Annotated in this window: 8 protein-coding genes; 6 read left to right on the forward strand and 2 right to left on the reverse strand. The window is 64.2% G+C overall.

Annotation, left to right across the window (positions count from 1 at the left end):
- Positions 1-248: 248 nt before the first annotated feature.
- From MesoLj_RS03820 to MesoLj_RS03845, 6 genes are all read left to right on the forward strand, one after another.
- A complete protein-coding gene (locus tag MesoLj_RS03820) occupies positions 249-1,397 on the forward strand; it encodes an efflux RND transporter periplasmic adaptor subunit (protein ID WP_244735287.1) in 1,149 nt (382 codons plus the stop codon).
- Complete coding sequence (locus tag MesoLj_RS03825) at positions 1,397-4,555, forward strand: efflux RND transporter permease subunit (protein ID WP_202325127.1); 3,159 nt, start codon at positions 1,397-1,399, stop codon at positions 4,553-4,555. The genes MesoLj_RS03820 and MesoLj_RS03825 overlap by 1 nt, the downstream gene beginning before the upstream one ends.
- Positions 4,556-4,643: 88 nt before the next feature.
- Entirely contained in the window at positions 4,644-5,699 is a 1,056-nt protein-coding gene (gene deoC, locus MesoLj_RS03830; RefSeq protein ID WP_056573791.1) for a deoxyribose-phosphate aldolase, read from the forward strand.
- Between the two features lie 76 nt (positions 5,700-5,775).
- The gene (locus tag MesoLj_RS03835) at positions 5,776-8,148 is read left to right on the forward strand and encodes an aldehyde dehydrogenase family protein (RefSeq protein ID WP_202325128.1); all 2,373 of its coding nucleotides are present in this window, start codon (positions 5,776-5,778) and stop codon (positions 8,146-8,148) included.
- Between the two features lie 189 nt (positions 8,149-8,337).
- Entirely contained in the window at positions 8,338-9,069 is a 732-nt protein-coding gene (locus tag MesoLj_RS03840) for an SDR family oxidoreductase (RefSeq protein WP_140770858.1), read from the forward strand.
- A 213-nt stretch (positions 9,070-9,282) separates the two neighbouring features.
- Positions 9,283-10,128, forward strand: a complete 846-nt coding sequence (locus MesoLj_RS03845; RefSeq protein ID WP_202325129.1) for a fumarylacetoacetate hydrolase family protein — start codon at positions 9,283-9,285, stop codon at positions 10,126-10,128.
- 223 nt (positions 10,129-10,351) lie between these two features.
- Here MesoLj_RS03845 and MesoLj_RS03850 read toward each other — a convergent pair whose 3' ends face one another.
- Together MesoLj_RS03850 and MesoLj_RS03855 are read right to left on the reverse strand one after the other, a co-directional pair.
- On the reverse strand, positions 10,352-11,350 hold the full coding sequence (locus MesoLj_RS03850) for an ABC transporter ATP-binding protein (RefSeq protein ID WP_056573804.1): 999 nt from the start codon (positions 11,348-11,350) through the stop codon (positions 10,352-10,354).
- Between the two features lie 16 nt (positions 11,351-11,366).
- On the reverse strand, positions 11,367-12,422 hold the full coding sequence (locus MesoLj_RS03855; protein ID WP_202325130.1) for a Gfo/Idh/MocA family protein: 1,056 nt from the start codon (positions 12,420-12,422) through the stop codon (positions 11,367-11,369).
- Position 12,423: the final 1 nt, after the last annotated feature.

Below are 12,423 nucleotides of genomic sequence, written 5' to 3' on the forward strand. Positions count from 1 at the left end.
TTGCGATGCAGCATTCAAGGCGGCCTCACGCATCCTTGAATGCCGCAGCGCAACATGACCGACTTGTAACCTGACAGGGCCGGGCCATCGGGACTACTGTCCCGGTGATCGACGCGGTCGATCCTAACCACCCAACCATCCTGAAAAGGCTTGATATTCTTGCCAGCCAGGTGGACGGCACCATGAGCATTTCATCAGCACAGCAAACCAGTCGCAAACGGCCGAAACGCTCCCGGAGCATCGTCCTGTTGACCACACTCCTCCTGCTCGCCGGCGGCTACGGCCTATGGCGCAGCCACGCCGACGGCGTAGCAAGAGCAGCCACCCAAACGGCGCAACCCTCGCCCAAGGTCCCGGTCACCGTGGCCACGGCAGAGAAGACCGATTTCCCGCTTTATCTCTATGGGCTCGGCACGGTGACGCCGCTGAACAACGTCAACATCTCGAGCCGCGTCGCCGGCGTCGTCAACCAGGTTCCGGTCGAGCAGGGGCAGATGGTCAAGCAGGGCGACCTGCTCGCCGAGATCGACCCTCGTCCCTATCAGGCGATGCTCGACCAAGCGAAGGCCAAGGAGGCGGAGGACGAAGCGACGCTTAAGAATGCGCAGGTCGTCCTCGATCGCCTGTCCACGCTCCTGAAAAAGACGTTCGAAACCCAGCAGGATGTCGATAACCAGCAGGCTGTCGTCACCACGACCGCCGCCACGATCGAGGGCGACAAGGCAGCGATCGAGGCTGCACAGCTCAACCTCGATTTCACCCGGATCACGGCGCCGCTGACCGGCAAGACAAGCTTCCGCACCATCGATCCGGGCAACATCGTGCAGGCCGGCCAGAGCCCCGGGCTTTTCACGGTCGTGCAGCTGCAGCCCATCTATGTGTCGTTCACGCAGCCGCAGGACGAGGTTTCGACCATCAACAAGGTTTTCGCGGCCGGCCCGGTTGCGATCGATACGCTTGGCGCGGACATGAAGACCGTGCTGGCGAGCGGCAGACTGGAAGCGATCCAGAACGCGGTCGACCAGGCTTCCGGCACGATTTCGCTCAAGGCGACGTTCACGAACCAGGACAATGCGCTGTGGCCGGGCCTGTCCGTCAACACGCGCATACGCATCGGCACGATGGTAGGCGCGATCGTGGTGCCGGACGAAGCCGTCCAGCACGGCCCTGACGGGCTCTTCGCCTATGCCGTCGGCGACGACGGCAAGGTCCGTCGGCAAGCCGTCAAGACGGGTCCTTCGGACGGCGGGCAAACGGTCGTCACCGACGGCCTCGCCGCCGGACAGCGTGTCGTGGTTGCCGGCCAATACCGGGTGGTCGATGGTGCAAACGTCGATCCAACGCCGGCTCCAGGCGGCGGACAGGCGCACAACGGCGCTGCCGGAGGTGCAAGCTGATGGCACAGATCGGTGTTTCCACGCCTTTCATCCGCTATCCCGTCGCCACGTCGCTGTTGATGATCGGCGTGCTGTTCGTCGGCGTGGTCGCCTATATCAACCTGCCCGTCGCGGCGATGCCGAACGTCGATTTCCCGACGATCCAGGTGTCTACCAGCCTGCCGGGCGCCGACCCGATCACAATCGCATCGTCGGTGACCCAGCCCCTCGAGACGCAGTTCGCGCAGATACCGGGCATTGCCGAAATGACATCGAGCAGCCTGTCCGGTTCGAGCCAGGTCACCCTGCAATTCGCGCTGGACGTCGATATCGCATCGGCCGCCGGGCTGGTGCAGTCGGCCATCAACGCCGCCGGCGGACAGCTGCCGAAGAACCTCCCCAATCCACCCACCTACAGGGAGGTCAATCCGACCGATTCGCCGATCATGCTGATCGGCGCAAGTTCGACCGACTTGCCACTGACGACGTTGAGCGACGACGTCTACACCAAGCTGGCGCAAGTGATCAGCCATGTCGACGGCGTCGGCCAGGTGCTGGTCGGCGGCCAGCAGACGCCTTCGATCCGTGTCCAGCTCGATCCGGCCAAGCTGGCGGCAAGGGGCCTGTCGCTGGAAGCGGTGCGCACGCCGCTGTCGATCGGCACGGTGGACCTGCCCAAGGGCAACATCCAGGGCGAGGTGCGCTCCTTCACCATCTTCTCCAACGACCAGATGACGGCGGCCGATGACTGGAACAACGCCATCATCGCCTATCGCGATGGGGCGCCGGTGCGGGTCAAGGATGTCGGCCGGGCCGTGCTCGACGCGCAGGACTACACCCAGGCGGGCTGGACCGACACGACACGCGGCGTCGTGCTCGTCATTTTCAAGGAGCCGGGCGCCAACATCATCGACACGGTCGACAAGATCAAGGCGGAGCTGCCGATGCTGACCGCCTCGATGCCGGCCTCGCTGAAGCTGCAGGTGCTTTCCGACCGCACCCAGACCATCCGCGCCTCGGTGGCGGACGTGCAGTTCACGCTGATGCTCACCATCGGGATGGTGGTGATGGTGATCTTCCTGTTCCTGCGCAATGTCTGGGCGACCGCCATCCCGGCCTTCACCGTGCCGCTGGCGCTGCTTGGCGCATGCGCCCTGATGTGGTCCGCCGGCTACAGCATCGACAATCTGTCGCTGATGGCGTTGACGATCTCGATCGGCTTTGTCGTCGACGACGCCATCGTCATGCTGGAGAACATCGTCCGCTATATCGAGCACGGCGAGAAACCGATGGATGCCGCGATCCGCGGTGCCAGCGAGATCGGCTTCACCATCATGTCGATCTCGATTTCGCTGGTGGCGGTGCTGATCCCGCTGCTCCTGATGAGCGGCATTATCGGCCGCCTGTTCAAGGAGTTCGCGGTGACGCTGGCCATGACCATTCTGGTCTCGGCCTGTGTCTCGCTGACGCTGACGCCGATGCTGGCTTCGCGCTTCATCAAGCCCGCCAACGAGGAACATCACGGCAGGCTCTACCGGTGGAGCGAAAGCGTCTTCGACGGCATGCTGCGCGCCTATGAGCGCGGCCTCGACCGGGCGCTCGGGCATCGTTTCATCACGCTGCTGGTGTTCCTGACCTGCGTGGGCCTTACCGGCTATTTCTTCACGCTGGTTCCAAGCGGCTTCTTCCCGCAGCAGGACACCGGCCTGATTTTCGGCCAGGTGATCGCGGGCCAGGACGTCTCCACCGGCCAGATGCAATCCTACATGGCGCAATTTGCCGGGATCGTCTCTAGGGATTCGGCGGTGGCGCATTTCGCGGCATCGACGGGCGGCAATGGCAACACGCAGAACACCGGCCGCATGTTCATCCAGCTGAAGCCGCGTGACGAGCGCGACGTTTCGGCCGACCAGATCATCCGGCGGCTGCAGCCGAAGCTGTCGGCCGTCCAGGGCGCGCGCCTGTTCATGCAGGCCTCGCAGGACGTGCGCGTCGGCGGCAAGCTGTCGGCCTCGCAATACCAGTATGTGCTGGAAAGCAGCGACCTCGACTCGCTCGATGACTGGGCGCCCAAACTGTTGACGGCCTTGCAGCGCCTGCCCGAATTGCGCGACGTCTCGACCGACCAGATGAGTTCCGGCACGACGCTGACGCTTCAGGTCGATCGCGACCAGGCCGCCCGCTACGGCTTGACGGCGAACGATGTCGACAACACGCTCAACGACGCCTTCGGCCAGCGCCAGATCGCCCAGTACTTCACGCAGCTTTCGACCTACGACGTGATCCTGGAGGTGCTGCCGTCGCTGCGCGGCAACCTCAAGGCGCTCGACCAGATCTATCTGACGACATCGAGCGGGTCGCAGGTGCCGCTCTCGGCCATCGCCAAATGGACGACGAAACCGGTGCAGCCGCTGGTGATAAATCACGAAGGCCAGTTCCCGTCGGTGACGATCAGCTTCAACCTGGCGCCCAATGTCGCGCTCGGCCAGGCCACCGCGGCGATCGACAGGGCCGCCGCCGAGATGCGGCTGCCGGCGACCATCCAGACCAACTACACGGGAACGGCACAGGCCTTCCAGCAGTCGCTGTCTTCAGTGCCGGTGCTCATCCTCGGCGCGCTGGTGGTGGTCTATTTGATCCTCGGCATCCTCTATGAAAGCTACGTCCATCCGCTGACCATTCTCTCCACCCTGCCCTCCGCCGGGCTTGGCGCGCTGGGCACGCTGCTCGTCTTCCATATGGAGTTCAACCTGATCGGGCTGATCGGCGTCATCCTGCTCATCGGCATCGTCAAGAAGAACGGCATCATGATGGTGGACTTCGCCATCGCGGCGGAAAGGGACCAGAACCTCAGTTCCCTGGAATCGATCCGCCAGGCCTGCCTGCTGCGCTTCCGGCCGATCATGATGACCACCATGGTCTCGATGCTGGGCGCCCTGCCGCTGATGCTGGAGAATGGCACCGGGGCGGAGATCCGCCAGCCGCTCGGTTATACAATGTTCGGCGGACTGCTTGTCAGCCAGGCGCTGACGCTCTTCACCACGCCGGTGATCTATCTCTACCTCGACGACCTTTCCCATTGGCTCACCTCATTCGGCAAGCATGAGCCGGAGCATGCCGAACCTGAACTTATCGAGGCTGAAATCGGCATGGCGGCGCGCAAGCTGGCGGCCGAGTAGGCTTGCGTCGGCGCGCGGGCCGACATCAGCTTGTGGCCTCGGTCCAAACGATCGTGTAAGTATCGCCCTAAACGAGAAAGGGCAGGAAATGAGCAACACGATCCGCGAAGCCGAGCCCGGCACCAGCGCGTCGAAAGTGACGCCACTGCCGGCCCGCGCCGCCGCCAACACCCCGATACCGCCGGATCATCGCATCGCGCGCAATCCCGGCATGAAGCTCGATCTCGGCTTCATGGAATCGGTTCGCAGCGTCAATCGCTCGGCACTCGAACGGCGCGTCGCCAGCCTGACCAAGCGGCGCTCGATCAAGGCCGACAACCAAGCGGCGTGGCTGCTGCGCGCCATTGCCTGCATGGACCTGACGACGCTGAATTCCAATGACACCGAGGAGCGGGTGCGGCGGCTCTGCGCCAAGGCGATCAACCCGCTGCGCCGCGACATCGTCGAGGGCCTCGGCATTTCGGGCGAAACCATCCGGCCTGCGGCTGTCTGCGTCTACCATCCCTTTGTCGCCACCGCCGTCGACGCCGTGCGCGGCACCGGCATCCATGTCGCCGCCGTCTCCACGGCCTTTCCGCATGGCCTTGCGCCGCTGTCGACGCGCCTGCAGGAAATCGAGGCTTCGGTGCGCGACGGCGCCGACGAGATCGACGTCGTCATTCCGCGCGGGCTGGTGTTCGGTGCCAAATGGCGGGAGCTCTACAACGAGATCGTCTCGATGCGCGCCGCCTGCGGTGACGCGCATCTGAAGGTCATTCTCGGCACCGGCGACCTCGCCACGCTGCGCAATGTCATGCTGGCCTCGATGGTGGCGATGATGGCGGGCGCCGATTTCATCAAGACCTCGACCGGCAAGGAAAGCGTCAATGCGACGCTGCCTGTCGGGCTGGCCATGGTGCGCGCCATCAGGGCCTATTTCGAGGAGACCGGCTATCTCATCGGCTTCAAGCCGGCCGGCGGCATCTCCACCGCGAAAGCCTCGCTCGACTGGCTGGTGCTGATGAAGGAAGAACTCGGCCGGCCGTGGCTCGAACCCGAGCTGTTCCGCTTCGGCGCGTCGAGCCTGCTGACCGACATCGAGCGCCAGCTGGAGCACCATTTGACCGGGCATTATTCGGCCAATCACCGCCACGCGATGGCTTGAGCACCCAACTACCCCCACCCCGATCGGCTTCGCCGATCGACCCTCCCCACAAGGGGGAGGGTAAAGGAGGCACCGCATGAACATTCTCGACCGCTATCACGCCATGGACTACGGCCCGGCGCCTGAAGCCCGCAACGAGGCCGATGCGTGGCTTGCCGCGCGCGATTTCGGCAAGGCGCTGTTCATCGACGGTGCCTGGAAGGCCGCGTCCGGCGGCAAGACTTTCGAGACCAGCGAGCCGTCTTCCGGCAAGCTGCTGGCCAAGATTTCGGACGCCAGTGCGGCCGATATCGACGCGGCGGTCGCGGCAGCCACCAAGGCATTGCCGAAATGGAGCGCCAGTTCAGGCTACCAGCGCGCCAAGGTGCTCTACGCGATCGGCCGCGCCATGCAGCGCCACCAGCGCCTGTTCGCCGTGCTGGAGACAATCGACAATGGCAAGCCGATCCGCGAAAGCCGTGACATAGACGTGCCGCTAGCGATCCGCCATTTCATCCATCATGCCGGCTGGGCGCAGGCGCTGGACAAGGATTTTCCAGGCCATAAGGGCGTCGGTGTCGTCGGCCAGATCATCCCGTGGAATTTCCCTCTGCTGATGCTGGCGTGGAAGATTGCACCCGCACTTGCCGCCGGCTGCACCGTGGTGCTGAAGCCGGCCGAGTTCACGCCGCTCACCGCAATCCTGTTCGCCGAGATCTGCGAACGCGCCGGCGTGCCGAAAGGTGTCGTCAACATCGTGCAAGGCGGACCCGAAGCGGGGGCTGCCATCGTCAATCATCCCGGCATCCAGAAGATCGCCTTCACCGGCTCCTCGGAGGTCGGCAAGATCATCCGCAAAGCCACGGCGGGATCGGGGAAAAAGCTGTCGCTGGAGCTCGGCGGCAAATCGGCCTTCATCGTCTTCGAGGATGCCGATCTCGACAGCGCCGTGGAAGGTCTGGTCGACGGCATCTGGTTCAACCAGGGCCAGGTCTGCTGCGCCGGTTCGCGGCTGCTGGTGCAGGAGGGCATTGCCGAAGCCCTGATCGCCAAGGTCAAGACGCGGATGAGCAGGTTGCGCGTCGGCAGTCCGCTCGACAAGAACACCGATATCGGCCCGCTGATCGACATCACACAGCTCGACCGCGTCAAGGGACTGGTCGCCGAAGGGGCGAAACAGGGCGCCGTCTGCTGGCAGCCGGACGCGGCGCTGCCGTCCTCCGGCTATTACCATCTGCCGACGCTCGCGACTGGTGTTTCGCCGGCTAATATCCTTGCCCAGGAAGAGGTGTTCGGGCCGGTTCTGGCGACCATGACCTTCCGCAACACCGAGGAAGCGATCGAACTCGCCAACAACACGCGCTATGGACTGGCGGCCTCGGTTTGGAGTGAGAATGTCAATCTGGCTTTGCACGTGGCGCCGCAACTGAAGGCCGGCGTCGTCTGGGTCAACGGCACCAACATGTTCGACGCTGCCTGCGGCTTTGGCGGCTACCGCGAGAGCGGCTTTGGCCGCGAGGGCGGGCGCGAAGGCATGTTCGAGTATCTCGCGGCAAAGCTGCCGCTCGGTCCGGTCATCAAGGCCGCGACTGTCTCGGCGCAACCGGTCGAGCAAGCCGACGGCTTGGCGATAGACCGCACGGCGAAGCTGTTCATCGGCGGCAAGCAGGTACGGCCGGACGGCAATTATTCGCTGGCTGTCGCCACCGCCAAGGGCAAGCTGGCCGGCGAGGTCGGGCTCGGCAGCCGCAAGGACATTCGTGACGCCGTTTCGGCCGCACGCGGTGCCAAGGCCTGGCCGGAGGCGACCGCCTATAACCGCTCCCAGGTGCTTTACTATCTTGCCGAGAACCTGTCCGGCCGCACCGATGAGTTCGCCGCACGCCTCGTGCAGCTCACAGGCGTGACGGCCAAGGCGGCGCGCGAGGAGGTCGAGCAGTCGATCGAGCGGTTGTTCCTTTATGCCGGCCTTGCCGACAAGTTCGAGGGCCGCGTCCACCAGCCGCCGGCTCGCGCCGTGACGCTGGCCCTGCACGAGCCGGTCGGCGTCGTCGGCATCGTAGCACCCGATGCCTCGCCGCTGCTTGGCCTGATCTCGCTCATCGCCCCGGCGCTCGCGATGGGCAACACCGTGGTCGCCGTGCCGTCCGAACGCTATCCGCTGCTCGCCACCGACCTCTATCAGGTGATCGAATATTCCGATGTTCCGGCCGGCGCCATCAACATCGTCACCGGACGCAGCGCCGAGCTTGCCGGCGTCCTGGCCAAGCATGACGATGTCGACGGGCTCTGGGTGTTCGCCGATGCCGAGACCTGCGCCAGGGCGGAAGCCGAGTCCATCGGCAATCTCAAGCGCGTCTGGAGCGGCAATGGCCGCAGCCTGGACTGGGCATCCGACGAAGCGGCCGGCGATGCTTTCCTGCGCCGCGCCATCGAGGTGAAGAACGTCTGGGTGCCTTACGGCGACTGACATTTCCGTGCTGTCGCAATGGTGATCGCGTTCGGGCTTGACGCCCGAACACATGTTCTTTAACGAGAAAAAACATCTTTATCTGTAAACTGACGGCGGCCCAGGCTGCATGGTGATGCCTTACTGGCACACGACGCCGTGGCAGGACGCCGGTAAATCCGGATGATCCAGAGGAGCGAGGAGAAAAGCATGGCGGATCTGGCAGGCAAGGTCGTTGTCATCACGGCGGCGGCACAAGGCATCGGCAAGGCGAGCGCACTGGCCTTCGCCAAGGCTGGAGCCACCGTCCATGCCACCGACATCAACGAGGTGCTGCTCGCCGAACTCGCCAAGACGTCCGGGATCAAGACCCGCAAGCTGGATGTGCTGAACGACGAGGCCGTCAATACGGCCTTTGCCGAGATCGGCCGCGTCGACGTGCTGTTCAACTGCGCCGGCTTCGTCCATTCCGGATCGATCCTCGAGATGAAGGATGGCGATCTCGATTTCGCGCTGAACCTCAATGTCCGCGCCATGGTTCGCACCATCCGCGCCGTGCTGCCCGGCATGCTGGAGCGCGGCGATGGCGCCATCATCAACATGGCCTCGCTGGCGAGCTCGACCAAGGGCGTGCCGAACCGGTTCGTCTACGGCCTGAGCAAGGCCGCGGTCATCGGCCTGACCAAGGCGGTCGCCGCCGATTATGTCGGCAAGGGCATACGCTGCAACGCCATCTGCCCCGGCACGGTCGAAAGCCCGTCGCTGCAGGACCGCATGCATGCGCAGGGCGACTATGAGGCCGCCCGCGCCGCCTTCATCGCCCGCCAGCCGATGGGCCGGCTCGGCACGCCGGAGGAAATCGCCGACCTCGCCGTTTACCTGGCCGGCGCGACCTATACGTCCGGGCAGGCCTACAATATCGACGGCGGCTGGTCGATCTAGCGCGATCAAGCAGGCGGTCGGCAAGCGGAGAATCGCGGCGCTTATCGAAGATCGGGAAGTCTGAAAATCCGGCTCGCGGGCCCGTTCAACAGATGTCCGCGCTTGCCGGTTCTCAGGTCGATGGCTAGGGTCCGCCGGGCTCCTCAAGGAAGCCATCGCCTCGGCGGAGAATTTGCAAAAGGCCGCGAGGCCGCAACCAGGAGAAGGATTTAGATGAAACTGCTGCGCTATGGCGAGGTGGGGAGCGAACGTCCCGGCCTGCTCGATGCGGATGGGATGATCCGCGATCTCTCCGCCCATGTCGCCGACATTGCCGGCACGGTGCTGCATCCGGCCTCGCTGGAGATGCTGGGCAAGCTCGATGCAAAGTCGCTGCCGGCGGTTTCCGGCAAGCCGCGCCTCGGGGCCTGCGTCGCCGGCACCGGCAAGTTCATCTGCATCGGCCTCAACTATTCCGACCACGCCGCCGAAACCGGCGCCACGGTACCGCCGGAACCGATCATCTTCATGAAGGCAAGCTCGGCCATTGTCGGGCCGGACGACGACGTGCTGATCCCGCGCGGTTCGGTGAAGACCGACTGGGAAGTCGAACTCGCCGTGGTGATCGGCAAAACGGCAAAATATGTCAGCGAAGCCGATGCGCTGGATTATGTCGCCGGCTATTGCGTCGCCCACGACGTCTCCGAGCGCGCCTTCCAGGCCGAACGCCAGGGCCAGTGGACCAAGGGCAAGAGCTGCGACACGTTCGGTCCGACCGGCCCGTGGCTGGTGACCAAGGACGAAGTCGCGGACCCGCAGAACCTCAAAATGTGGCTGACCGTCAACGGCAAGACCATGCAGGACGGCTCGACCAAGACCATGGTCTATGGCGTCAAATATCTGGTGTCCTACCTCAGCCAGTTCATGTCGCTGCATCCCGGCGACATCATTTCGACAGGCACGCCGCCCGGCGTCGGCCTCGGCATGAAGCCGCCGGTGTTCCTGAAGGCGGGCGATGTGGTGGAACTGGGCATCGAGGGCCTGGGCCAGCAGAAGCAGACGTTCAAGGCTGATTTGTAGCCGCGGCAGTTCTTCCCCTTCTCCCCTTGTGGGAGAAGGTGGCCTCGCGAAGCGAGGTCGGATGAGGGGTGCGCGAAGGATCTCTGCTTGCAGAAGTCAAGCGCCTGAAGTCTTTCGGCCTTTTCACGCCTCACTCCGCTGGAACACCCCTCATCCGTCTCGGCGCTACGCGCCGATCCACCTTCTCCCACAAGGGGAGAAGGTAAGAGGCGTTGGCGCCAGATTACTTCAGCACCTTCCCATCAGCGCCAAACCGATAGGTCTTGGCCGGATCCGGCGTCGCATAGAGCGTCGCGCCCGGTTCGGCGTCATAGACGCCGAAAATGCGCACCGTGATCAGCCCGGCCTTCTCGCAGTCGAGATAGAGATTGGTGTCGGCACCGAGATGCTCGGCATGCACCACCGTGCCCTTCCAGGCGCCCGATTTCGGATCGACGGTCAGATGCTCCGGCCGAACGCCGATGGTCTTTGCGGTTTCGCCGAGGCGGGCGCCGTCGATGAAATTCATCTTCGGCGAGCCGATGAAGCCGGCGACGAACTCATTTGCCGGCGCATTGTAGAGTTCCATCGGACCACCGATCTGCTCGATCCTGCCGGCGTTCAGCACCACGATCTTGTCGGCCAACGTCATTGCCTCGACCTGGTCGTGAGTGACGTAGATCATCGTCGCCTTCAGCCTGCGGTGCAGTTGCGCGATCTCCAGCCGCGTGTTGACGCGCAGCGCGGCATCGAGGTTCGACAGCGGCTCGTCGAAGAGGAACAGCTTGGGCTCGCGCACCACGGCGCGGCCGATGGCGACGCGCTGGCGCTGCCCGCCGGAGAGTTCGGCCGGCCGCCGCTCCAGATAGGGCTCCAGCGACAGCATCGATGAGGCGATGCCGATGCGGCGGTCGATCTCGGCCGCGGGTGTGCCGGCCTGCTTGAGGCCAAGGCCCATATTGTTCTTCACCGTCAGATGCGGGTAGAGCGCATAGGTCTGGAACACCATGGCGATGCCGCGCTTGGCCGGTGGCGTGACCGACACATCCTCGCCGTCGATCAACACCCGGCCGGAGGTCGAATCCTCCAGCCCGGCGATGACCCGAAGCAAGGTCGACTTGCCGCAGCCCGACGGGCCGACAAAGACGACGAATTCGCCATCGGTCACTTCGAGGTCGATGCCTTTCAGCACCTCGACCGGCCCGAAGGCCTTCTTCACATTCTCGATCTTCAGCGAGCCCACGGCTTCGTTCCTGTCGTTAGAGTTTGACGGCTATGCCGCTGCCCACGCTCTCGTCGGCGGCAAGGCAGACGGCGAGCGACTTCACCGCGTCGTCCATGTGTTTGGTGAGATCCAGATCCTCGCGGATCGCCTTCAGCACGAAGGCCTGTTCGAGATCGCAGAGGTCCTGGTGGCCGGGTTCGCCTTCCATCGACAGCATCTCGTCGGCTTTGGCGAACTTGCCGTCCGGGCCGGTCGCCGCACTGTGCAGGCGAATGGTCGAGGTCTTGGTGTGGGTGTCGATGTCGTCCGACTTCACACCTTCCTTCATGACGATCGACACACAGCCCTTCGGCGAAATGACGTCCTTCACGAAGAAGGCGGTCTCCGAAATCATCGGGCCCCAGCCGGCTTCGTACCAGCCGACCGAGCCGTCATCGAACAGAACCTGCAGATGGCCGTAATTGTACATCGACGGCGCCACCTCCTCGGTCAGCCGCACGCCCATGCCGCGCACCTCGACCGGCCTGGCGTCGGTGATCTGCAGCATGACGTCGAGATAGTGGACGCCGCAGTCGACGATCGGCGACGTCGTCTGCATCAGTTGCTTGTGCGTCTCCCAGGTGTGGCCCGAAGACTGCTGGTTGAGGTTCATGCGGAACACGTAGGGGCCGCCGAGCTTGCGCGCCTCGGCGATCAGCCTGATCCAGGACGGGTGATGGCGCAGGATGTAGCCGATCACCAGTTTCCTGCCGTTGGCTTGTGCCGCCGCGACGACGCGTTTGGCGTCGGCCACCGTCGTTGCCAGCGGCTTTTCGACAAAGACGTGGCAGCCGGCCTCGAACGCCTTCACCGCATAGTCGGCATGGCTGTCGGAATAGGTGGCGATGCAGGCGACATCGGGCTTTTCATCGCGCAGCGCCTCGTCGAAGGAACGCCTGATGCCATAGCCCGACAGCCCGTCCGGCAGCGGCACGTCGGAGCGGTTGATCAGCGCAGCGATCTCGAAGCCCGGATTGGTGTGATAGGCCAGCGCATGGCTGCGGCCCATATTGCCGAGCCCGGCGACGACGACACGAAGAGGTTCAGCCATT

Origin of the sequence: Mesorhizobium sp. 113-3-9, assembly GCF_016756515.1 — a bacterium.
Taxonomy (GTDB): Bacteria; Pseudomonadota; Alphaproteobacteria; order Rhizobiales; family Rhizobiaceae; genus Mesorhizobium.